19 protein-coding genes and 1 tRNA gene are annotated in these 23,115 nt (G+C 72.8%); 9 read left to right on the top strand and 11 right to left on the bottom strand.

Going from position 1 to position 23,115, the window contains the following annotated elements; all coding sequences use genetic code 11:
• Positions 1–69 precede the first annotated feature (69 nt).
• On the bottom strand, positions 70–618 hold the full coding sequence (locus AMK19_RS02505) for a hypothetical protein (RefSeq protein WP_073807649.1): 549 nt from the start codon (positions 616–618) through the stop codon (positions 70–72).
• 193 nt (positions 619–811) lie between these two features.
• Between AMK19_RS02505 and AMK19_RS02500 the strand changes: the two genes are divergently transcribed.
• Entirely contained in the window at positions 812–3,724 is a 2,913-nt protein-coding gene (locus AMK19_RS02500; protein ID WP_073807648.1) for an AfsR/SARP family transcriptional regulator, read from the top strand.
• Between the two features lie 16 nt (positions 3,725–3,740).
• Here the strand turns inward: AMK19_RS02500 and AMK19_RS02495 are convergent, their stop codons facing one another.
• Positions 3,741–4,349, bottom strand: a complete 609-nt coding sequence (locus tag AMK19_RS02495; protein WP_073807646.1) for a GNAT family N-acetyltransferase — start codon at positions 4,347–4,349, stop codon at positions 3,741–3,743.
• A complete protein-coding gene (locus AMK19_RS02490) occupies positions 4,339–6,432 on the bottom strand; it encodes a penicillin acylase family protein (RefSeq protein WP_143200015.1) in 2,094 nt (697 codons plus the stop codon). The genes AMK19_RS02495 and AMK19_RS02490 overlap by 11 nt, the downstream gene beginning before the upstream one ends.
• Before the next feature lie 111 nt (positions 6,433–6,543).
• Between AMK19_RS02490 and AMK19_RS02485 the strand changes: the two genes are divergently transcribed.
• The 5 genes from AMK19_RS02485 (at position 6,544) to AMK19_RS02465 (ending at position 12,907) form a co-directional block, all read left to right on the top strand.
• Positions 6,544–7,446: a siderophore-interacting protein gene (locus AMK19_RS02485; protein WP_073807645.1), complete on the top strand. Its 903-nt coding sequence runs from the start codon at positions 6,544–6,546 to the stop codon at positions 7,444–7,446.
• Positions 7,447–7,606: 160 nt separating this feature from the next.
• Positions 7,607–9,166: a pyridoxal phosphate-dependent decarboxylase family protein gene (locus tag AMK19_RS02480; protein WP_073807643.1), complete on the top strand. Its 1,560-nt coding sequence runs from the start codon at positions 7,607–7,609 to the stop codon at positions 9,164–9,166.
• A 41-nt stretch (positions 9,167–9,207) separates the two neighbouring features.
• Complete coding sequence (locus AMK19_RS02475; RefSeq protein WP_073807642.1) at positions 9,208–10,503, top strand: lysine N(6)-hydroxylase/L-ornithine N(5)-oxygenase family protein; 1,296 nt, start codon at positions 9,208–9,210, stop codon at positions 10,501–10,503.
• A gap of 11 nt (positions 10,504–10,514) precedes the next feature.
• A complete protein-coding gene (locus tag AMK19_RS02470) occupies positions 10,515–11,084 on the top strand; it encodes a GNAT family N-acetyltransferase (RefSeq protein WP_073807641.1) in 570 nt (189 codons plus the stop codon).
• Entirely contained in the window at positions 11,081–12,907 is a 1,827-nt protein-coding gene (locus tag AMK19_RS02465; RefSeq protein WP_083646443.1) for an IucA/IucC family protein, read from the top strand. The genes AMK19_RS02470 and AMK19_RS02465 overlap by 4 nt, the downstream gene beginning before the upstream one ends.
• 70 nt (positions 12,908–12,977) lie before the next feature.
• Here AMK19_RS02465 and AMK19_RS02460 read toward each other — a convergent pair.
• Positions 12,978–13,051, bottom strand: a tRNA-Thr gene (locus AMK19_RS02460).
• Between the two features lie 299 nt (positions 13,052–13,350).
• On the opposite strand from AMK19_RS02460, the gene AMK19_RS02455 reads away from it, so the two are divergent.
• Together AMK19_RS02455 and AMK19_RS02450 are read left to right on the top strand one after the other, a co-directional pair.
• Positions 13,351–14,439, top strand: a complete 1,089-nt coding sequence (locus AMK19_RS02455) for an ABC transporter ATP-binding protein (RefSeq protein ID WP_073807639.1) — start codon at positions 13,351–13,353, stop codon at positions 14,437–14,439.
• Between the two features lie 196 nt (positions 14,440–14,635).
• Positions 14,636–15,073: a hypothetical protein gene (locus AMK19_RS02450; RefSeq protein WP_073807638.1), complete on the top strand. Its 438-nt coding sequence runs from the start codon at positions 14,636–14,638 to the stop codon at positions 15,071–15,073.
• A 263-nt stretch (positions 15,074–15,336) separates the two neighbouring features.
• Here the strand turns inward: AMK19_RS02450 and AMK19_RS02445 are convergent, their stop codons facing one another.
• From AMK19_RS02445 to AMK19_RS02415, 7 genes are all read right to left on the bottom strand, one after another.
• A complete protein-coding gene (locus tag AMK19_RS02445; RefSeq protein ID WP_241844204.1) occupies positions 15,337–16,812 on the bottom strand; it encodes a DoxX family protein in 1,476 nt (491 codons plus the stop codon).
• A gap of 306 nt (positions 16,813–17,118) precedes the next feature.
• Positions 17,119–18,108 (bottom strand): 23S rRNA (guanosine(2251)-2'-O)-methyltransferase RlmB, encoded by a 990-nt coding sequence (gene rlmB, locus AMK19_RS02440; protein ID WP_073807634.1) that lies wholly within the window; start codon positions 18,106–18,108, stop codon positions 17,119–17,121.
• A gap of 84 nt (positions 18,109–18,192) precedes the next feature.
• The gene (gene cysS, locus AMK19_RS02435) at positions 18,193–19,587 is read right to left on the bottom strand and encodes a cysteine--tRNA ligase (protein ID WP_073807633.1); all 1,395 of its coding nucleotides are present in this window, start codon (positions 19,585–19,587) and stop codon (positions 18,193–18,195) included.
• Positions 19,588–19,653: 66 nt separating this feature from the next.
• Complete coding sequence (locus AMK19_RS02430; protein WP_073807631.1) at positions 19,654–20,046, bottom strand: PPOX class F420-dependent oxidoreductase; 393 nt, start codon at positions 20,044–20,046, stop codon at positions 19,654–19,656.
• 42 nt (positions 20,047–20,088) lie between these two features.
• Entirely contained in the window at positions 20,089–20,595 is a 507-nt protein-coding gene (gene ispF, locus AMK19_RS02425) for a 2-C-methyl-D-erythritol 2,4-cyclodiphosphate synthase (protein ID WP_073807629.1), read from the bottom strand.
• Complete coding sequence (gene ispD / locus AMK19_RS02420) at positions 20,585–21,340, bottom strand: 2-C-methyl-D-erythritol 4-phosphate cytidylyltransferase (protein ID WP_073807628.1); 756 nt, start codon at positions 21,338–21,340, stop codon at positions 20,585–20,587. Before ispD ends, ispF begins: the two co-directional genes overlap by 11 nt.
• Positions 21,341–21,571: 231 nt before the next feature.
• A complete protein-coding gene (locus tag AMK19_RS02415) occupies positions 21,572–22,054 on the bottom strand; it encodes a CarD family transcriptional regulator (protein ID WP_014136563.1) in 483 nt (160 codons plus the stop codon).
• A 376-nt stretch (positions 22,055–22,430) separates the two neighbouring features.
• On the opposite strand from AMK19_RS02415, the gene AMK19_RS02405 reads away from it, so the two are divergent.
• Entirely contained in the window at positions 22,431–23,075 is a 645-nt protein-coding gene (locus tag AMK19_RS02405; protein WP_073807626.1) for a hypothetical protein, read from the top strand.
• The last annotated feature ends 40 nt before the right edge of the window (positions 23,076–23,115 follow it).

Below are 23,115 nucleotides of genomic sequence, written 5' to 3'. Positions count from 1 at the left end.
TGCCGTACGGGTGCTGGTCGGTGTGGGTTCCGGGTGGGGCGGTGGAGAGGGGAGGGGAAGCGGCGGCGATCAGTGCGCCGCGCGGACCGGCCGGAAGTCGCCGTGGCCCGCGAAGTACGGGTAGGGGATGGTGCGGTGCTGCACACCGGCCGAGGTGAACTCGTAGCCCAGGTAGGAGGTGTGCGCGTCGTCGGCCCAGTGGTCGAAGACCACCACGTGGCCGAAGCCCGCCGGGTTCAGCAGCCCGTCGCCGGGGGCCAGGTCGTCGCGGCCGGCGAGCGGCGTCGCGGACCCGGTGGAGAGGAACTCGGACGGCTCCATCGACTCGGTCAGCCGCCAGGCCATCGCCGCGTAGCCGCCCGCGTCGGTCCGGTACCCGTCGAAGCTGCCCGTCGGGGAGCAGGCCGGGCCCGCTCCGACCCAGCCCTGCGCCCGGACCAGCGGGTCGGACGGCGTCGGGGCGAGGTTCCCGAACACTCCGACCCTCGGCATCACCCCGGACGGGTGGCAGCTGTCGTTGCTGTCGGCGTGGGCCGGCGTCGCGGTCATCAGGACCGTCGCCACCCCCGCGGTGAGCAGCGCGGCGACGGTACGACGAGCGGTGTTCGAGCGAGTCATGGCAGTCTCCCTGGGCTCTTCCGGTCGGCCGGCCGCCCCGCTGTGAGGCAAGGCCGTCATTTCTGACTTTTCGTCAGCTGGCTTCACCTGCCGACATGAAAGAGCTTGGGCCACACGCATAATCCGCCGATAACATCTACCTAACGCGTCCCAGGGGGCCGTTGGAGGCGCGACCGACACGGGGGTTACAGCCATGCGGTTCGGATTACTCGGCAGTCTCCAGGCCCATGACGGCATTCGGGACTGCCCGGTGCGCGGCCCCAAGGCCCGCACCCTGCTGGCGGTGCTGCTCGTCCACGCCAACCAGCCGGTCTCGCTGGACCGGCTGATCGACGCCCTGTGGGGCGAGGAGGCCCCCAGCACCGCCGAGGCCTCGCTGCGCAACCTGGTCGCCCGGCTGCGCAAGTCGCTCGGCGACGAGACCGGCGACCGGCTGCGCGCCGCCCCCTCCGGGTACCGACTCGTGGTCGCGGACCAGGAGTTGGACAGCCGTCAGTTCGAACTGGCGGTCCAGCGGGCCCGCGCCGCGCACGAGGCCGCCGACTGGCCCCGGGTGCTCGCCGAGACCGCCGCCGCCCTCGACCTGTGGCGCGGCGACCCGCTCGCCGACCTGCCGGACAGCGCCGACGCCCAGGCCCGCCGCGACCAGTGGCACGAGAACCGGCTCCAGGCCCTGGAGTGGCGCTTCGACGCCGACCTGCACCAGGGCCGCCCGCACGGGCTGGTCGCCGAACTCACCCGCCTGGTCGGCGAGCACCCGCTGCGCGAGGCCTTCCACGGGCAGCTGATGCTCGCCCTGCACGGTGCCGGGCAGCGCGCCCAGGCCCTCACCGTCCACCAGCGGCTGCGCCGCGCCCTGATCGACGAACTCGGCATCGAACCCGGACCCGCCGTCCGCGCCCTGCACGCCCGGATCCTCGCCGACCAGCCCGAGCCCGCCGCCGCACCCCGGCCGACCCGCCCGATTCCCGCCCAACTCCCCACCCCGCCGGCCCACTTCGTCGGACGCCCGGACGAACTCGAAACCCTCCGGCAGGCCCTGGTGGCCGGCACCGACCGCCCCGGCCTGGCCGTGCTCAGCGGCATGGCCGGCGTCGGCAAGTCCGCGCTCGCCGTCCACTGCGCCGACACACTGCGCGGCCGCTTCCCCGACGGCCAGCTCTTCCTCAACCTGCGCGGTGCCACCGCCGGCCTCACCCCGCTCGGACCTCACCAGGCCCTCACCGCGCTGCTCCGCGGCCTCGGCGCCAACCCCGCCGACGTCCCCGACGAGGTCGACGGCGCCGCCGCCCTGCTGCGCTCCACCCTGAGCGGCACCCGCACCCTGTTGCTGCTGGACGACGCCGCCGACCTCGCCCAGGTCCGCCCGCTGCTGCCGTCCGGCCCCGGCTGCGGCGTCCTGGTCACCAGCCGGACACCGATGCTCGCCCTCGACGGCGCGGTCCACCTCCGCCTCGGCACCCTCACCACCAACGAGAGCATCGCGCTGGTCGAACTCGCCGCCGGCCGGGCCGGCCGCGGACTCCAACTCGCCGGCATCGAACACGCCCATCTGGCCCGCCTGGTCGAACTCTGCGGCCGCCTGCCGCTCGCCCTGCGGATCGTCGCCGCCCGGCTGGCCGCCCGCACCGCCCCGTCCGTCCGCAACCTGGTCGGCCGCCTGGAGGACGACGAGGACCGGCTCGACGAGCTCGAACTCGACGATCTGAGCGTCCGTCAATCACTGTCCCTGGCACACGAGGCGCTGCGCGGCTCCGACCGCCGACTGGACCGCCGGGCCGCCGACGCGCTGATCGCCGTCGGCGCGCTCGACCTGCCCGAGTACTCCCCCGGGTTGCTCTCCGGTGTGCTGCGGATCAGCGACTCGCAGGCCGGCGCCGCGCTCGACCGGCTGGCCGACGTCGCCCTGGTGGACGAGCTCGGCGGCGGCCGGTTCGCCCCGCACGACCTGGTCCGGGACTTCGCCCGGGAACTCACCGAGGACCCGGCCGACCGCACCCGTGCCGCCGCCGACGCGCTCCTCTGGTACCTCGACGCCGCCGCCGGCACCGCCCGCGTCCTCGACCCGGCGCTGCACCGCGAGCGCGGACTGCCCGCCGGCAGCGACGCCGCCGACCGGGACCAGGAGAGCGCGTTCGCCTTCGGCGACGGCGAGTACACCAACCTCACCGTGCTGGTCGAGCGGCTGGCCGACCAACACTGGGCAGCCCCCGCCCTGCTCGACCTGGTCCAGGCCCTGCTCCCCTACCTGCGGGCCCGCGGCCGCACCCCGGAACTGGTGCACCTGAACGAGATCGCGCTCCGGGTCGCCCGCCGCGAGGACCGCACCGCGGCCGAGGGCCTTGCCCTGGTCGACCTGGCCAGCGCCCATTTCGACACCGGCCGCTTCGCCGACGCCCTCGACCTGGTCGACCGGTCCATCCCGCTCTGGCAGCGCACCGGAAACCAGCACCGCCTCCAGATCTCCCTGAACAACCGCGGCATGCTGCTGCAGCTCCTCGACCGCCCCCGGGAGGCCGTTCTCACCCTGCACCAGGCCCTCGACCTCGCCGTCGAGCAGAACGACGCGCTCAACGAGGCCCGGGCGCTGTCCGCCCTGGGCAACCTGCTCGAACCCGAGGACCCCGAGCTGGCCATCCCGCTGCACAGCCGCAGCATCGACGCCGCCCTGCGCCTCCCGGACCCGGTGCCGATGCAGATGGCCGGCCGCTGCAACATCGGCAACGCCCACCTGCGGCTGAACCGACCCGCCGAGGCGCTGGGCCACTTCCGCGCCGCGCTCGACCTCGCCGAGAACGCCCCGTGGAACACCAGGCGCGAGTGCCGCCTCCGCGAGATCGAGGCGCTGCGCCGTCTGCGCCGCCTCGACGAGGCCGCCGTCCTCGGCCGCCGGCTGCTCGACCACACCACCGAACTCGACGACGGCTACGGCACCGGCCTCGCCGAACACGCCTACGGACGCGTCCTGCACGACCAGGGCCGCACCGCCCGGGCCGTCGGCCACTGGCGCGACGCCCTCGCCCGCCTCGCCGCCGCCGACACCCCGGTCGTCGCCGAGCTGCACGCCCTGCTTGCCACGGCCGAATCCGCCACCGGCGCCGCCTGACCCGCTCCCGCCGGCGTCAGACGCCTGTCCCGGCGAAGAAGCGCTCCCGGGTCAGGTGCACCAACTGCGCGTGCTTCTCGGCGAGTTCGAGCACGGGGCCGATCTCGAAGCCGCTGGCCCGCAGGCGGGCGACGGACCGCTCGTTGCGGACGTCCGGCTCGGCGACGGCCCGGCGGACGTACGGGTCGGCGAAGACGAAGCCGAGCAGGGTGTTCACCAGGGCCTGGGTGTGGCCGTGGCGGAGCGGGCCCGCGGCGGGGGCGACGAGCAGGTGGAGGCCCAGGTCGCCGTCCTGGACGGGGTAGTGCTCGCCGAGCGGGTCGTGTTCGGGCAGGTAGGTCTGGAGGAGCGCGGCGGGCTCGCCGTCGCGCAGCACCAGGTAGGCGTGGTGGGTGTCCAGGGAATCGACGAACTCGTAGGTCTCCCGGACCTGTTCGCGGCTCCGGCCGACCATGCCCCAGAACCGGGCCCGCTCGTCGTCGACCCAGCGGTGCACCACCTCGGCGTCGCCCGCCGGGTCGAGCGGACGGATCGCCACGGTGCCGAAGCCGGGGACGGCCTGCTCGTGGCGGGCGCCGTCCGGTGCGCGGTGGTCGACGGCGGGGCGGGTGGGCTCAGTGGTCACTGTTCTCCTCGGTCAGTCGGTTCCAGTCGGTCACCACCGGGGTGAGCGCGCCGCTCAGCCAGAGCCGGTGCTGGTCCCGGTGGTGGGGGTGGCGGGGGTGGCCGTGGGCGCCGTGCGGCACGATCCAGGCGCTGCGCTGCCGGTCGGCGAGGTCCCAGACCAGGCGGGCCGCCGAGGCGCGGGCGCTGACGTCGGTGACGCCGGGGACGGAGGACGTGGCGAGCACGCAGTCGTGGTCGCCGGACAGGCCCGGGCCGGGCCCGGCCGGTCCGGCGGGCAGTGCGGACCAGGCGAAGAGCCGGTGCCGCTCGCCCCAGGTGCCGTCGGTCGGGCCGGCGGCGGCCAGCTCCTCGACGGCGGCCCGGACCAGCGCGGCCGGGTCGATCCCGGGCAGCAGTTCGGTGGTGAGCAGGTGTTCCAGGGCGAAGCCGATCCGGGCGGTGGCCGACAGCCAGGGCGCGAAGACCGGCGGCAGGCCGTCGGGTTCGGCGAGGGCGGCCAGTTCGGGGGTGGCCGCGTAGCGGCGCACCACGGCGGAGCGCAGCTCGGCGTAGCGTGCGGCGGTGACCGAGTCGGCGTCCATCCGCCGGTCCCAGCCGAGGAGTTCGTCGCGCAGTGCGGCCGCGCGGGCGCCGAGACCGGGGAGCTGCGCGAGCAGGTCGAGCAGCGGGCGGGCGGAGGGCAGCAGGGTGTCGGTGTGGACGGCGGCCATCCGGTCGGTGGTCCAGTCGTCGCCCTCGGCGAGCAGCTCGGCGATCCGCTCGGCCCGGTGCGGGGCGCAGAACTCGATGCCGAGCGGCCCGGCCAGGCCACGTTCGTTGGCCATCACGGCGCAGCCGCGCACCTCGGCGCGGGGCAGCGGCCGCAGGCCGTGCCACTCGTGGCCGGGTTCCCGGGCGGGGACGGGTCGGACCAGGTTGCGCGGGTCGCGGGCCGGTACGGCACCGGCCACCCGGTGCAGCAGGGCGCCGGCGGTGTCGGCGGCGAGGACGACGTTGACCGGCTCGGCCCAGTCGTCCAGCGCCCGGTCGAGGTCGGCGACGGTGCGGGCGCGCAGCAGGACGGGCAGCGCTTCGAAGCCGAGCCGGCCGGTGACCCGGGGCGGGTGGCGGAGGCTGACGGCGTCTCCGGCGCCGTCGGGGCTTCCGGCGATCAGCGGGCCGCGCGCGGTCTCGACCACCTCGACGGTGACGGGGTCGGCCCCGGCGACCTCGACGGTCTCGGTGTGCGCCGCGGCGGGCTGCCAGCCGTCGGGGCCGAGTGCCTCGACGCCGTCCGGGGTGCGGCGCAGCCGTTCCCGGTAGAGGTCCTGGTAGTCCGCCATGGAGTTGGTGATGGCCCAGGCGACGCCGCCGGTGTGGCCGAAGTGCGCGATGCCGGGTACGCCGGGGACGGCCAGGCCGACCACGTCGTACTCGGGGCAGGCGAGGCGGATCTGCTGGTAGACGCCGGGTGTCTCGATGAAGCGGTGCGGGTCCCCGGCGATCAGGGCGGCGCCGGACGCGGTGCGTTCGGGGGCGACCAGCCAGCCGTTGCTGCCGGACGCGGGCAGGCCGTCGGTGGCGAACAGGTGCACGGCGTGGTCGCCGAGCACCCGGGCGACCCGCTCCCGCCAGAGCTTGCCGGGGAAGCCGGCGAACAGGATGTGGTGGGAGAGCCAGAGCGCGAGCGGCGTCCACTCCTGCCACTGGCCGGGGGTGAGCCCGGCGGTGTCGAACTCCGGTGCCAGGTAGGCGCTTTCGCGCAGGCCGCGGTTGACGCCGTCGACGTAGGCGCGCACCCAGGCGGCGGTGGGCGCGTCCAGGGCGGCGAAGCAGCGGCGGGCGGTGTCGGCGAGCCGGACCTGCCGGGCGAAGACGTCCCAGTCCAGGTGGTCGGGGCCGAGGAAGGCGGCCGAGGTGCCCTGGGCGCGGTGGCGTTCGACCTCCAGCTGCCAGCTGCGGTCGGTGGCGGCGTTGCGGCCCTGGGCGTGGGCCAGGGCGAGCGGGTCTGCGGCCCGCAGGTGCGGGATGCCGTGGGCGTCGCGGTACAGCCGGGCGTCAACCGGCGTGCCGGGCTGGGGTGGTGACTGGGGGTCGGACACGGGATCGGCTCCGGGCTCGGCACTGGACGGAATCTCGAATTAGGTTAGCCTACCCTTTGTTCGGCACCTCAGCCCTGAGGCCCCCGCGCGCACCCGTCGAGAGAGAACACCGTGACCGTCGCCAGCACCCCCCGCACCGACACCGACGACCCGAGCCTGGTCTCCGGGCAGTTCCGCTTCTTCGACGCCGAGGTGCTGCGCACCCGCCGGCTCGGCCCGACACTGACCCGGATCACCTTCGGCGGCCCGCAGTTGGCCGGTTTCGCCTCCGGCGGGCGGGACCAGAGCTTCTCGCTCCTCCTCCCCCGCCCCGGCCAGGCCGCCCCGCTGCTGCCGGACCGCACCGGCGAGGGCTGGTACGGCGCGTGGCGGGCGCTGCCCGAGGACGAGCGGCCGGTGGTGCGCTCCTACACGATCCGCGCCCAGCGCCGGGACCCGGACGAGCTGGACGTGGACTTCGCCCTGCACGGCACCGGCCCCGACGCCGCGCCGGGCGCGGCCGGGCCCGCGTCCCGGTGGGCAGCCGACGCCGCACCGGGCGACCGGGTGACGCTGCTCGGCCCGGTCGTCGAGGACAACCGCAGTGTCGACTTCCGGCCGCCCGCCGACACCGACTGGGTACTACTGGCCGCCGACGAGACGGCACTGCCCGCACTCGGCGGCATCCTGGAGCACCTCCCGGCCGACACCGCGGTCCGGGCCTGGATCGAGGTGCCGGACCCGGAGGACATCCAGGACCTGCCGCACGGGCCGGACTCCGAGATCACCTGGCTGGTCCGCGAACCCGGCGCCGCCGGGAGCCCGCTGGCCGAGGCGGTCCGCGCGGCCGCGCTCCCCGCCGGCACGCCGTACGCGTGGCTGGCGGGCGAGTCGTCCGCCGTGCGCGCGCTGCGCCGGCACCTGGTCCGGGAGCTCGGCGTGGACCGCGCCCGGGTGGAGTTCTCCGGCTACTGGCGTCGGGGCGCCTCCGAGGAGCAGCTCCGCGCGGAAAGGCTGGCGGCCGCCGCCTCCTGACTGGGCGTCACATCTTTGCAAGGCCCGCTCCCGCAGCCCGGGGGCGGGCCTTCGCGTCGCCAGAAAATTAGGATAGGCTTACCTAAGTCGGGCGGAAATGACCATGCCCCCGCCCCCGTCTTCCAGCCTCCGTGCCCCGTGACCGTTGAGGACCGAATTGATGAGCTTTCAGGGACCTGCCGTCCAGAACCGTTCGGCCGGCAGCGCGGTCCGCGCACGGCAGCACCTCTTCAACGACCGCACCCTCGACGCCTACCGCGACGCGCTGGCCGCCGGGGTGGACCGGGTCGGCGACCGGATCGCCCGCGCCGACCGGCCGTTCAGCGGGATCTCCCCGCAGCAACTGGCCCCGGAGATCGTGGACATCGACCTGGACCGCCCGCTGGAGGACCCGGCCGCGGCCCTGGACGAGCTGGAGGACGTCTACCTGCGCGACGCGGTCTACTTCCACCACCCGCGCTACCTCGCCCACCTCAACTGCCCCGTGGTGATACCGGCGTTGCTCGGCGAGGCCGTCCTCACCGCCGTCAACTCCTCGCTGGACACCTGGGACCAGAGCGCCGGCGCCACCCTGATCGAGCGCCGCCTGATCGACTGGACGGCCGGCCGGATCGGCTTCGGCGTGGACGCGGACGGCGTCTTCACCAGCGGCGGCAGCCAGTCCAACCTCCAGGCCCTGCTGCTGGCCCGCGAAGAGGCGCTCACCGCCGCCACCACCGCCACCACCACCGCCGCCACCGCCACCGCCACCGCCACCGCCACCGCCGAGGAGCGGACCGCCCTGCTGCCCCGGCTGCGCATCCTGGCCTCCCGGGCCGGGCACTTCAGCGTGCAGAAGTCCGCCAAGCTGCTCGGCCTGGCCCCGGACGCGGTCGTCACCGTCCCCACCGGCGCCGACCGCCGGATGGACACCGCGGCACTCGCCCGCGAACTGGAGCGCTGCCGCGCCGAGAACCTGCCGGTGCTGGCCGTGGTCGCCACCGCCGGCACCACCGACTTCGGCACCATCGACCCGCTGCCGGCCGTCGCCGACCTGTGCGAGCAGCACGGCGCCTGGCTGCACGTGGACGCCGCGTACGGCTGCGGCCTGCTGGTCTCCCCGACCCGCCGGCACCTGCTGGACGGCATCGAGCGGGCCCGCTCGGTCACCGTCGACTACCACAAGTCCTTCTTCCAGCCGGTCAGTTCGAGCGCCCTGGTGGTCAGCGACAGCGCCGTGCTGCGGCACGCCACCCACCACGCCGACTACCTCAACCCGGCCCGGGCGGTCGAGCAGCGCATCCCCAACCAGGTGGACAAGTCGCTCCAGACCACCCGCCGCTTCGACGCCCTCAAGCTCTGGCTGACCCTGCGCATCATGGGCGCGGACGCCGTCGGCAGCCTCTTCGACGAGGTCGTCGACCGGGCCGCCGCCGCCCACGACCTGCTGAGCACCGACCCGCGCTTCGAGGTGGTGACCAGGTCGCAGCTGTCCACCGTCGTCTTCCGCTACCGCCCGGACGGCGCACCGGACGGCGAGCACCTCGACCGCGCCAACCTGCACGCCCGGGAGGCGCTGGCCGCCTCCGGCGAAGCCGTGGTCGCGGGCACCAGGGTCGACGGCCGGCACTACCTCAAGTTCACCCTGCTCAACCCCGAGACGACGCTCGACGACATCGCGCACGTGCTCGACCTGCTCGCGGGCCACGCCGCCGGCCACCTGGCCGCGTCCGCCGCCTGAGCCCGCCCGTCCTCCCACCACCGCCTGCCCCGGAGACGCCTGTGTCCACCCATGACTTCATCGCGATCGGGCTCGGCCCCTACAACCTGGGCCTCGCCTGCCTGACCGCGCCGATCCAGGACCTCGACGGCCTGTTCCTGGAGGAGAAGGACCAGTTCGACTGGCACCCCGGGATGCTGCTCGACTTCTCCACCCTGCAGACCCCGTTCATGGCCGACCTGGTGACCCTGGCCGACCCGACCTCGCCGTTCTCCTTCCTCAACTACCTGAAGGAGAACGGCCGGCTCTACCCCTTCTACATCCGCGAGATGTTCTACCCGGTGCGCGCCGAGTACAACGAGTACTGCCGCTGGGCCGCCGGCAAACTCGACTCGGTGCGCTTCGGACAGCACGTCACCCTGGTCGAGTACGACGAGGCCGAGGGCCTCTACACCGTCACCGCCACCACCGCCGACGGCGCCACCGCCCGGTACCGCGCCCGCCACCTGGTGCTCGGCACCGGCACCCCGCCGCACCTGCCCGAGCCGTGCCGGGGCCTGGGCGGTGACCTGCTGCACAACTCCCGCTACCTGGACGGCAAGGCGGCCCTCCAGCGCAAGAAGAGCATCACCGTGGTCGGCAGCGGCCAGAGCGCCGCCGAGATCTACTACGACCTGCTGGCCGAGACCGAGGTGCACGGCTACAAGCTGAACTGGGTCACCCGCTCGCCGCGGTTCTTCCCGCTGGAGTACACCAAGCTGACGCTGGAGATGACCTCCCCCGAGTACGTGGACTACTTCCACGCGCTGCCGGAGGAGACCCGGTACCGGCTGGAGGCCGAGCAGAAGGGCCTGTTCAAGGGCATCGACGCCGACCTGATCAACAGCATCTACGACCTGCTGTACCAGAAGAGCGTCACCGGCCCCGTCCCCACCCGCCTGTTCACCAACACCGCGCTGGAGACCGCCTCCTGGGACGCCGGCACCGGCCGCTACACCCTCGGTCTGCACCACGCCGAACAGCAGCGCGGCTTCACCCTGGAGACCGAGGGCCTGGTGCTGGCCACCGGCTACCGGTACACCGTCCCCGCCTTCCTCGCCCCGGTGCTCGACCGGATCCGCCACGACCGGCAGGGCCGCTTCGACGTGGCCCGCAACTACAGCATCGACACCACCGGCCGGGAGATCTTCCTCCAGAACGGCGGCACCCACACCCACAGCATCACCTCGCCCGACCTCGGCATGGGCCCGTACCGCAACTCGTGGATCCTCCGCGAGCTGACCGGCCGCGAGGTCTACCCGATCGAAAAGTCCATCGCCTTCCAGGAGTTCGGCGCTCCCGAGGGCCTCGTCGCGTGAGTGAGCACCCCATGACCGTCCTGTACTCCCGCACCGACGAGCGGCTCGGCGCGTTCGCCGTCCGCCCGCTCGACCTCGACACCGACGCGGCGCTGCTGCACGCCTGGGTCACCCACCCCAAGGCGACCTACTGGATGATGCAGGGCCTCTCCGTGGAGGAGGTCGCCGCCGAGTACCGCAGGATCGTCGAGCACCCCCACCACGACGCCTTCATCGGCCTGTGGCAGGGCCGCCCGGCCTTCCTACTGGAGCGCTACGACCCGGCCCGCGCCGAACTGGTCGACCTGTACCCGGCGCAGCCCGGCGACGTCGGCATGCACTTCCTCTGCCCGGCCGCCGAGCAGCCCGTGCACGGCTTCACGCTGGCCGTGATCACCACCGTGGTCGGCTTCCTGTTCGACGACCCGGCCGCCCGCCGGGCGGTGGTCGAACCGGACCTGCGCAACACCGCCGTCCACGCGCTCAACGCCGCCGTGGGCTTCGTCCCGGACGGCCCGATCACCAAGCCCGAGAAGGAAGCACTGCTCAGCTTCTGCACCCGCGAGCAGTTCCTCGCCGCCACCGCCGGAGCCCGCGCATGACCGCCACCGACCGCCACCCCGCCGCGCGCCGCCTCACGGACCGCCGTCTCACCGACCGGCACCTCGCCCATCTGCGGCCCGACACCTGGGCCGAGGCCAACCGGCGGCTGGTCCGCAAGGCGCTGGCCGAGTTCACCCACGAACGGCTGCTCACGCCCGAGCACCTCGGCGACGGCCGCTACCTGGTCCGGTCCGACGACGGCGCCGTCGAGTACCGCTTCACCGCCCGGCGGCTCCGGCTCGACCACTGGCAGATCCCCGCCGACTCGATCACCCGGCACCGCGACGGCGGCGAACTCCCGCTGGACGCCGTGGACTTCTTCATCGAACTGCGCACCACCCTCGGCCTCTCCGACCAGGTGCTGCCGGTCTACCTGGAGGAGATCACCTCCACCCTGGCCGGCACCGCCTACAAACTGGACCGCCCCGAGCCGACCGCCGCCGAACTCGCCGCCGCCGACTTCCAGAGCGTCGAGACCGGCATGACGGAGGGCCACCCGGGCTTCGTCGCCAACAACGGCCGGATCGGCTTCAACGGCGAGGAGTACCACCGCTACGCCCCCGAGGCCGCCCACCCGGTACGTCTGGTCTGGCTGGCCGCCCAACGCGCCCACTCGGTCTTCACCTGCGGCGCGGACACCGACTACGAACGCCACATCGCCCAGGAGCTGAGCCCCGCCGAACGGGACCGCTTCGCGGCCCGGCTCACCGCCCTCGGACTCGACCCGGCCGACTACCACCTGCTGCCCGTCCACCCCTGGCAGTGGGAGAACAAGCTCTCCGTCACCTTCGCCGGAGAACTGGCCGCCCGCCGCCTGGTACTGCTCGGCGAGGGCGACGACGAGTACCTCGCCCAGCAGTCGATCCGCACCTTCTTCAACACCACCGACCCGACCCGGCACTACGTCAAGACCGCCATCTCGGTGCTCAACATGGGCTTCATGCGCGGCCTGTCCGCCGCGTACATGGAGGCCACCCCGGCGATCAACGACTGGCTCGCCGAACTGATCGAGCAGGACGCCATCCTGCGCGGCACCGGCCTGACGATCATCCGCGAACACGCCGCCATCGGCTACCGGCACCGCCAGTTCGAGGCCGCCACCGACCGGTACTCCCCCTACCGCAAGATGCTCGCCGCCCTCTGGCGGGAGAGCCCCGTACCCTCCCTCGCCCCCGGCGAACGCCTCGCCACCATGGCCTCCCTGCTGCACACCGACCGCCACGGCGACTCCCTGGCCGCCGCCCTGGTCTCACGCTCCGGCCTGCCCCCCGAGCAGTGGCTGCGCCGCTACCTGGACGCCTACCTCACCCCGCTGCTGCACAGCTTCTACGCCCACGACCTGGCCTTCATGCCGCACGGCGAGAACGTCATCCTGGTCCTGGACGAGGCCGGCACCGTGCAGCGCGCGATCTTCAAGGACATCGCCGAGGAGATCGTGGTGATGAACCCCACCGCGGACCTCCCCGAACCGGTCCAACGGGTGCGCGCGGACGTCCCCGACCACATGAAGCTGCTGTCGATCTTCACCGACGTCTTCGACTGCTTCTTCCGCTACCTCGCCGCCACCCTCGACGAGGCCGGCACCCTCCCCGAGGACGCCTTCTGGCGCACCGTCGCCGAGACCGTCACCGACTACCGCGCCCAAGTCCCCGAACTCGCCGACAAGTTCACCCGCTTCGACCCCTTCACCGAAACGTTCCCGCTCTCCTGCCTCAACCGCCTCCAACTCCGCAACAACCAACAAATGGTCGACCTCACCGACCCCTCCGCCGCCCTCCAACTCATCGGCCACCTCCCCAACCCCCTCGCCCCCCACGCCTGACCCCGCCCCAAACGCCAGAGGCCCTCCCGTCACCCGACGGAAGGGCCTCTGCCACAGCACCACTGAAACGAGCCCCCTGTCGGGTTCGAACCGACGACCCCCGCTTTACAAGAGCGGTGCTCTGGCCAGCTGAGCTAAGGAGGCGAGGTGGCCGTCCGCGGGATACGCGTCGGCACCAGTGGGCAGTGTACCGGGCGGGGGCGGCGGGATGCGGGTGGTTGGGGGGCTGGTGCGGGTGCGGGGAGGGGTGGGTGGTGGGGGTGTGATCGGATCGATGCGGAAGTCGAGGGCCGCCGAGGGCTGACAAAACGATGAACTGCCAGGTAGCGTCACGAGGAGTCGCGCCGGAGGGTCGGTGGTCCAGACCACTCGGGGCGATCGGGACAACTCAACCTTTACTCGGATCGTCCGGCACGTTCCTGCCGGTGAAGGAGCGAAGCAGCATGGCTTCTGTGACGTACGACAAGGCCACCCGTGTCTACCCGGGTGCCGACAAGCCGTCGGTCGACGCGCTCGACCTGGAGATCGGCGACGGCGAGTTCCTCGTCCTCGTCGGCCCCTCGGGCTGTGGCAAGTCCACCTCCCTGCGCATGCTGGCCGGCCTGGAGGACGTGAACCAGGGCGCCATCCGCATCGGCGACCGGGACGTGACCCACCTGCCGCCGAAGGACCGGGACATCGCGATGGTGTTCCAGAACTACGCGCTGTACCCGCACATGACCGTCGCCGAGAACATGGGCTTCGCCCTGAAGATCGCCGGCGTGAACAAGGCGGACCTCCGCACCAAGGTCGAAGAGGCCGCCAAGATCCTCGACCTGACCGAGTTCCTGGACCGCAAGCCGAAGGCGCTCTCCGGCGGTCAGCGTCAGCGTGTCGCGATGGGCCGCGCGATCGTCCGCCAGCCGCAGGTCTTCCTGATGGACGAGCCGCTGTCGAACCTGGACGCCAAGCTCCGCGTCTCGACCCGTACTCAGATCGCCTCCCTGCAGCGCCGCCTGGGCATCACCACGGTCTACGTCACCCACGACCAGACCGAGGCCATGACCATGGGCGACCGCGTCGCGGTGCTCGACAAGGGCCTGCTCCAGCAGGTCGACGCCCCGCGCGCCATGTACGACAGGCCCGCCAACCTGTTCGTGGCCGGCTTCATCGGCTCCCCCGCGATGAACCTGGTCGAGGTTCCGCTGGTGGACGGCGGCGTGAAGTTCGGCGGCTCGGTCATCAACATCGACCGCGCCGACCTGGCGAAGGCCGGCGACGCCAAGACCGTCGTGGTGGGCATCCGCCCCGAGCACTTCCAGATCGTCCCGGCCGGCGGCCTGGAGGGCGTCGCCGTCACTGTCAACGTGGTCGAGGAGCTCGGCGCCGACGGCTTCGTGTACGGCACCACCCAGGTGTCCGGCCAGGACAAGGACATCGTGGTGCGCGTGCACAGCCGGGAGATCCCGCAGCGCGGCGAGACCATCCACGTCGTCCCGGTCGGCACCGAGACCCACGTCTTCGCCACCACCGGCGAGCGCCTCAGCCGCTGAGTCGCCGACGCGATCGCCGACGCGACCGCGGTCACTGACTGACGCACCGGAACCCCCTGCCCACGGCGGTCGGCAGGGGGTTCCGCCGTTCCCCGGGCCCGTTCGTCAACCCGATGGCGGTACAAAACAGGACACCGGTCACTCGTTGGAGTAACGCGGCGCGCTCAAACCACCACGCACCGCTACTCTCCTGTGCGTGAAACAGCTCGTTCGCCGAATCGGCCAGACCGTTGCCCTCACTCTGCCGGTGATCCTGGTGACCACCGGCACCCTCGCCGTCACCCGCGTTCCATGGGCCCCGCCGACGGGCCTGGACCAGCAGGTGGTCGCGGCATCCAGTGGGGACGGCTCCATCGGCCGGACCTCCACCTCCCCCAACACCCAGGGCCTCGCCGCGCAGGACTCGCTCCGGGTCGACCTGATGGAGGAGCTCAAGAACCACAACCCGGGCACCGCACTCGACCTCCTCGAGCGCACCATGCGCGAGAATCCCTCCCTCACCCCGTACTGCAGCGCCCTGGCCGGCGAACTCGGCCGCGCCGCGGTCAAGAAGTACCAGGGCGACCTCCAGCGCGCCCGCTCCTTCGCCCGCCCGGTCTGCGACGGCTCCTTCGCCGCAGGTGTAGTCGGCTAGAGGTACCAGGCAGAACACCCTCAGGGGCGCGAGGAACCGCGCGAACAAGAAGCGCGCAGCCGTCAGGTCGCGATCACGTGCAGGTCATTGCCCTGCGTCGCGATCCGGCGGTTGGGTGCCTTCCGATTCGCGCAGTTCCCCGCGCCCCTGTCTTTGCGCCTTCCTCGCCCACGGCACAACCGGCGCCCACGGCAGAACCAGCAGGGCCCCTTCCGGAGGAGGTTCCGGAAGGGGCCCTGCTGGTTGTTGCGGCGAGGCCGCCGTCAGGCCGTCTCGGTGGCGGTTGCCGGCCGCATGCCGAGTTCCAGCAGCGGCGGCCCGCTGCCGAGCAGCCCGCCGATGACACCGTGCGAGGGCTGTGAGCGCGGGCTGGCGGGTGCTCCGCCGGTGCCGGAGGAGCCGGTGCCGGTGGCGCCCCCGGTGCCGCTGCCGTTGCCCGCGCCGGCGTGCGGGGACGGGACGGTGCCGCCGCCGGTGGTGCCGGCGCTGGGCTTGGGCTTGGTGGTGCTGTGCCCGGACGGGTTGGCCTTGCTGGGCGTCGGGGACGGCGTGGGGGTCGGGGTGGGCGAGGCCGGGGGGGTGGAGGGGCCGTTGCTCGGCCAGACCGGGGTGCCGTACTCGGTCGCCGGGTGCACCGGCGCGGTGCGCCCGGTGCGGACGGCGGCGCCCAGCAGCGAGCCGGACAGCAGGGTCAGGCCGACGACGACGGCGGTGACCACCGAGCGTCGGCGCAGCATCCGCCGCCGGACGGCGGCGGGTTCGGCGGGCCCGTGACGCCGGAACGCTTCGAGGGCGATCCGTCCGTCCAGTGAGGCGAACGGCGCGCCGGCGATCAGCAGCGGGCTCCAGGCCGCGAGGAAGATCAGGTCGGGGGTGTCGTAGGCGGGCACCGCCTTCCAGCTGACGGTGAACAGCAGCGCCGCGGAGAGTGCCATCGCGCCGCCGGCGGCGAGTCGCTGCCACAGGCCGAGGATGGACAGCACGCCGATCACGATCTCGGCGAAGGAGACCGCGAGTCCGGCGCCGACCGGGTGGGCCATCGCGAAGTCCAGCAGCGGCTGGGCGACCTTCCACGGGTGCAGCGAGGACAGCCAGCGCATCATCGAGCCGCGCTCGCCGCCGTCGAAGTACACGGGGTCGCACAGCTTGCTGAACCCGGCGTACACGGAGAGGGAGCCGAGCAGCACCCGCAGCGGCAGCAGCACCAGGCCCAGGTCGACCCGGCGGCCGGGGTACCAGGCGTGCTTGGAGCCTTCGCCGAGCGACGGCAGCTCGGGCAGCTCGCCCTCGGGCTGCCAGCTGTGTCCGCCGACCCGCACGGAGTCGTCCAGCAGTTCGGCGATGCCCACCCGCGAGGTCTCGTCCGGGTCCGAGCCGGTGCCCGGGCCGAAGCCGGAGCCCGCCGAGGCCCCGTACTGGCGTGGGACGGCCTGGAGTTGCTGGGTGTCCTGGTCGGCGAAGGACTTCGCCGGGGCGGGCACGGTGTTCAGCCGGACGGCGTCGAGCAGCCGGGTCGCGGCGGTGTCGTCGGGGTCGGCCTGGCCGCTCCAGGTGACAACCCGGGTCTTGCGGCGGGGTGCGGTGCCGGTGACCGAGGCGGCGGTGATCCCGGCCAGCGCGGGCACCGCCGCGGCGGCGGGCACCACGACCTGCGGGGTGACCATCGGACGGGCGCTGTGCTGCCGGCCGTACGGGTCGCCGAACGCGGCGCCGGACGGCGGGTCGATCAACGCGGTCACGGGGCCGGAGAGCCTGACCCGGAAACTTGCCTGGGTGCTGCTGAGCTTCGCCGGGTCGGACGGAACCCGGACCGTGTTGAGGCCCGGGCCGTCGTCTATCCCGGCGGAGCGCTGCCCGAAACGCCGAGGAGTTCTGGTGTCCACACCCCTCTAACCGGGTGACGGGCCCGGAGGACACTCTCCCGGGTGCATTCCGGGCGAGGATTTGAAGCGATCATGAGAAACCCGATCGGGTTCGACCGAACCCGATCGGTTGACTCACGAAAACGACGTCCTGCCAGCGGCCCCCGTCACACTCGGTGACGGTCAGCGCTTGGCGCGCAGCCGGGCGGCCTCGTACAGCACGATGCCGGCGGCGACACCGGCGTTCAGCGACTCGGTCCGGCCGGGCATCGGGATCCGGACCAGCAGGTCGCAGGTCTCCGAGACCAGGCGGGACAGGCCCTTGCCCTCGGAGCCGGCCACGATCACCACGGGGCCGTTCAGCGCGTCCAGGTCACCGATCTCGGCCTCGCCGTCGGCGGCCAGGCCGACCACCATCAGGCCTGCCTTCTGGTAGGCCTCCAGCGCGCGGGTCAGGTTGGTGGCGCGGGCCACGGGCAGCCGGGCGGCGGCACCGGAGGAGGTCTTCCAGGCACCGGCGGTCATGCCGGCCGCGCGGCGCTCGGGGATGACCACGCCGTGCGCGCCGAACGCGGCGGCGGAACGGACCACGGCGCCCAGGTTGCGGGAGTCGGTGACGCCGTCCAGCGCCATGATCAGCGCGTCCTGGCCGGCGTCGGCGGCCCCGTCCAGCAGGTCGTCCGGGTGCGCGTACTCGTACGGCGGGACCTGCAGCACCAGGCCCTGGTGGTTCAGGCCGCCGGTCATCTGGTCCAGCTGCGGGCGCGGGGCCTCCATCAGCGGAATGCCGCGCTCGTTGGCGGCCTGGAAGGCCTCGCGGACGCGGTCGTCGGTGTCGATGAACTGCTGCACGTACAGCGCGGTCGCGGGCACGCCGCCCTGCAGCGCCTCGACCACCGAGTTGCGGCCCACCACCAGCTCGGCCGCGCCCGCGCCGCCGCGGCCGCTGCGCGGACCGCCGCCCCGGCGCATGCCCGCGCGGGACTTGGCGTCACGCTCGCGCTTCAGTGCCGCGTTGGCGGCGCGCTGCTTGGGGTGTCCCTTGCGCTCCTCGCCGCGCGGGGTCGGGCCCTTGCCCTGGAGCGCCTTCCGGCTGTGGCCGCCGGTACCGACACTCGCGCCCTTCTTCGACCCGGGGTTGCGGCGGTTCCTGCGCTGGCTGTTGCCGGCCATGGCTGTACTTCCTGTCTCTGCGTCTGCTTCGTGCGTGGGGGCCGCACCCATACAAAGGGTACGGCCCCCATGCGCCCCGAAGGGCTACTGGTTGATCGTCCAGCGCGGGCCGGACGGGGTGTCCTCGATCGCCAGCCCGGCCTGGCCGAGCTGGTCGCGGATGGCGTCCGCGGTGGCGAAGTCCTTGCGGGCGCGGGCCGCCTGGCGCTGCTCCAGGACGAGCGCGACCAGCGCGTCGACCACGCCGGTGAGCTCCTCGCCCTGGTTGCCGCCGCCGGCCCACATGTCGTCCAGCGGGTCGAGGCCGAGCACGCCGAGCATCGCCCGGACCTCGCCCAGCCGGGCCGCGGTGGATTCCTTGTCGTCCGCGCCGAGCGCGCTGTTGCCCTGCCGGACGGCGGTGTGCACCACGGCGAGGGCCTGCGGCACGCCCAGGTCGTCGTCCATCGCCTCGGCGAACGACAGCGGCACCTCGGGTGCGGCGTCGACCGGGCCGCAGCGCTCGACGGCGCGCTCGATGAAGCCCTCGATCCGGGCGAACGCCGTCTCGGCGTCGCGCAGCGACTCCTCGCTGTACTCGATCATCGAGCGGTAGTGCGGGCCGGCCAGGTAGTAGCGCAGCACGATCGGACGCCAGCGCTGCACCATCTCGGAGACCAGCACCGAGTTGCCCAGCGACTTGGACATCTTCTCGCCGCTCATGGTGACCCAGGCGTTGTGCACCCAGAAGTTGGCGAAGTCGTCGCCGTACGCCTTGGACTGGGCGATCTCGTTCTCGTGGTGCGGGAAGATCAGGTCGAGCCCGCCGCCGTGGATGTCGAAGGCGCTGCCGAGGTACTTGTGCACCATCGCCGAGCACTCCAGGTGCCAGCCCGGGCGGCCGCGGCCCCACGGGGTGGCCCAGCTCGGCTCACCGGGCTTGGCGGCCTTCCACATCGCGAAGTCGCGCGCGTCGCGCTTGCCGGTCTCGCCCTCGGCGGAGGGCTGCCGCAGGTTCTCCAACTCCTGGTTGGAGAGCGCCAGATAGTCCGGGTAGGTGGTGACCGCGAAGTAGACGTTGCCCTCGGACTCGTACGCGTGGCCGCGCTCGATCAGCCCCTGCATCATCTCGATCATCTCCGGCACGTGGCCGGTGGCACGCGGCTCCGCGCTCGGCGGCAGGCAGCCGAGGGCGTCGTAACCCTCGTTGAACGCACGCTCGTTGGCGTGCGCGATCTTCCACCACTCGGTGGACTGCTCGCGCCCCTTGGCGATCACCTTGTCGTCGATGTCGGTGACATTGCGGACGAAGGTGACCTCGTAGCCGCGGTAGCGGAACCACCGCTGCATCACGTCGAAGTTGAGTCCCGACCGGATGTGCCCGATGTGCGGGGGCGCCTGGACAGTGGCACCGCACAGGTAGATCGAGACACAGCCCGGCACCAGCGGGACGAAGTCGCGTACCTGGCGGGTCATGGTGTCGTACAGGCGAAGGCTCACAGCGTCCAGAGTAGTGGGCGGCAGGGGGTGCCCCGCCACCTTCCGCCCACTCGGCTCGATCCGGTGTCAGACGTGGTTGACGACCTTGCGCGGGCTGAGCCGCACCACCACGCGCACCGCGTCCGGCTCGTCCCAGGCGTAGTCCTGGCCGCGGTACTTGTTCGACAGTTCGTCGATCAGCTCGCGGCCGCCCTCGGTGGTCATGCTGGCCTCGCCGCGCGCCTCGAAGTACTGGTAGGGGCTCTCCGGCGGGTTGACCAGCAGCGTCACCCGCGGGTCGCGCTCCAGGTTGAGGTGCTTGCGGCGGCCCTGGACGGTGGAGAACAGGATGTCGTCGCCGTCCCGCTTCACCCAGACCACCGAGGACTGCGGGCTGCCGTCCGGCTGGATCGTCGTGACCACCGCGAAGCTCTTGTCGTCCAACAGCTTCTTCACGCCATCGGCGAGTTCCACACCCATGATTCCTCCTGTGTCCGAGCAGTGACGATGTGTCAGCTCAGGCTAGGCGGACGGGCGTTGGTAGACCAGCGCCGTGGCGATCGCGGCGAGTCCCTCGGCGCGGCCGGTCAGGCCGAGGCCGTCGGTGGTGGTGCCGGAGACCGAGACCGGCGCGCCGACCGCCGCGGAGAGCGCGGCCTGCGCCTCGGCGCGGCGCTTGCCGATCTTCGGGCGGACGCCGATCACCTGGATCGCGACGTTGCCGATCTCGTACCCGGCCTCCCGCACCAGCCGGGCGGCCTCGCCGAGCAGGGCCACCCCGGCCGCGCCCGCCCACTCGGGGCGGTCGGTGCCGAAGTGCGCGCCCAGGTCGCCGATCCCCGCGGCGGAGAACAGCGCGTCGCAGGCGGCGTGCGCGGCCACGTCGGCGTCCGAGTGCCCGGCCAGGCCGGTCTCGCCCGGCCAGTCCAGCCCGGCGACGCGCAGCGGCCGGCCGTCCTCGAAGGCGTGCACGTCGGTGCCGATGCCGATCCGCGGCAGGATCGGTTCAGCGGTGCGGTCAGTAGGCATCGGTGGCCCTCCGGCGGGCGAGAACGGCCTCGGCGAGCACGAGGTCCAGCGGGCGGGTGACCTTGAACGCCTCCTCGTGGCCGGGCACCACGACGACCCGACCGCCGAAGCGCTCGATCAGTCCGGCGTCGTCGGTGACCTCGACGGCCTCGGCGACGGCCTTCTCGTGCGCCGCGACCAGACCGGGCAGGTCGAAGCCCTGCGGGGTCTGCACGGCGCGCAGCGTGGAGCGGTCGGGGGTGTCCAGCACCGGTTCGGGGCCGGACGGCTGCGGCTGGACGCGCTTGACGGTGTCGGCCAGCGGCACCGCCGGGACCACCGCCTCGGCGCCGGCCCGGACGGCGGCGGCCACCGCGTCCACCACCTCGACGGGCACCAGCGGGCGGGCCGCGTCGTGCACCAGCACCACCCGGGTGCCGGCCGGGATCGCGGCCAGGCCGAGCCGGACCGACTCCTGCCGGCTGGCGCCGCCGGGGACCACCCGGACGTCCTTGCCGTCCAGGCCGTGGCTGTCCAGCAGCGCGACGACCTCCGCCACGCCGCCGGGCGGCGCGCACACCACCACCAGGCCGACCGCCCGGCTGCGGGCCAGCGCGCGGACCGCGTGCACCAGCAGCGGGACGCCGCCGAGTTCGCGCAGCGCCTTGGGGGCGCCGGGGCCGAGTCGCTCACCGCGTCCGGCGGCCGGAACGACCGCTGCCGCAAGCTGTGCTGAGGCGTTCAGGTTTGGCTCCTTGGTCGCGATGGGTATGGCCCGTGCCGAACGCGGATTCGCGAGCGGGCAGGCCCCCTTCCTGACTGCACGTTAGTGGAACCGCGCGGCCCCTTCCGCCACCGTTTCGCCGTGCCGACCCTCTTCCGGGCATGGCGAAGCGCCCGAGGCGCCCTTTCGGGCACCATCGGGCGCTGCGTCACGCCGGGTCGGGCGCGCGAAGATCGGCGCTCGGACGGCTGGAGCTCATCGGACGGCTGGAGCTCAGGAGGCGAGGACCTCGTCGAGCAGCGTCTCGGCCTTGTCCTCGTTGGTGTTCTCGGCGAGCGCGAGCTCGCTGACCAGGATCTGGCGCGCCTTGGCGAGCATCCGCTTCTCGCCGGCCGACAGACCGCGCTCACGCTCGCGACGCCACAGGTCGCGGACCACCTCGGCGACCTTGATCACGTCACCGGACGCGAGCTTCTCCAGGTTCGCCTTGTAACGGCGAGACCAGTTGGTGGGTTCTTCGGTGTAGGGCGCACGAAGCACCTCGAATACGCGGTCCAGGCCTTCCTGGCCCACCACGTCGCGGACGCCGACGAACTCGGCGTTCTCCGCGGGGACGCGAAGCGTCAGATCTCCCTGCTGCACCTTCAGCACCAGGTAGGTCTTGTCCACACCCTTGATCTGGCGAGTTTCGATGGCCTCGATCAGCGCAGCCCCGTGATGGGGGTAGACCACCGTGTCGCCAACCTTGAACGTCATGTGACAGGACCCCTTCCGTGGCTTTCCAGAATAACACGCTTTTCGGCTGACCCGAAGGGCGTTTTCGCAGGTCAGGGCGGGTTCCAGGGCTTGACAACCACCCCCGTCGCGTGCTGCGACCGGTGTTCGACGAGGGCTTCCCGCAGGTCGGAGGCGGTCTGACCAGGGCGGCGAAACCTCTGGTCACACTCCCGAAACCATGATTGGATCTTGAGTTTTTGCCTCCGACTCGCCGAGCGCCCCGGATCGTGATCGGACCGCGACACGGGGCCACCCCGTGAGAGCCGGATATGTGTGGTCGGTAATGTGGCCCTCGACCACCGACCGTGATCCCTTTTCCGTGGGGATCATCCCCGACCAAGGAGAAGTCGCCGCCGTGAGCCGGAGCCTTCGACGCGGCGCAGCCGCCGCCCTCGTCCTCGCTGCGATCGTCCCGCTGTCCGCCTGCGCGGCGGGCAACGACGCCGACACGCTGCAGATCAAGCCGGACAACGCGGCGACGTCGATCGACAACTCGGTCAAGCTGAACAACATCGTCGTGGTCGCCCCCGCCGGGTCGGCCGGCGAGTACTCGGGCCCGGCCTCCGTCACCGCGAACATCGCGAACACCGCGCCGAAGGACGACCTGGTGCTCACCGGGATCAAGGTCGGCGGCACCGCTGCCCAGCTGACCGACGAGAACGGCGCGCCGGTCTCGCAGATCGTCATCCACGCGGGCGAGTCGGTGCTGCTGGGCGGCAAGGGCGGCGCCGCGAACGCGCAGGTGCCGAGCGCCAAGCTGTCGGTCGGCGGCTACAGCCCCACCACCTTCACCTTCGAGAAGGCCGGCGACGTCTCCGCCAACGCCAACGTGCAGCCGGCCGTCGGCTACTACGAGGGCTTCGGCCCGCAGGTCAAGACCTCGCCGTCGCCGGCCACCTCGCCGAGCGCGCCCGCGTCCCCGGGCACCGGCACCGGCACCGGTGCGAGCGGCTCGCCGAGCGCCCCCGCCGGCAGCTCGTCCGCGCCCGCCGCGCACTGACACCAGGCACAGACAGCGCGAAGGGGCCCCGCCGCGGCGG

Source organism: Kitasatospora sp. CB01950 (genome assembly GCF_001905465.1).
In the GTDB taxonomy this organism is placed as follows: Bacteria; Actinomycetota; Actinomycetes; order Streptomycetales; family Streptomycetaceae; genus Kitasatospora.
Note: the sequence above shows the minus strand (reverse complement) of the source record. Positions and strands in the feature narration are given on the sequence as shown.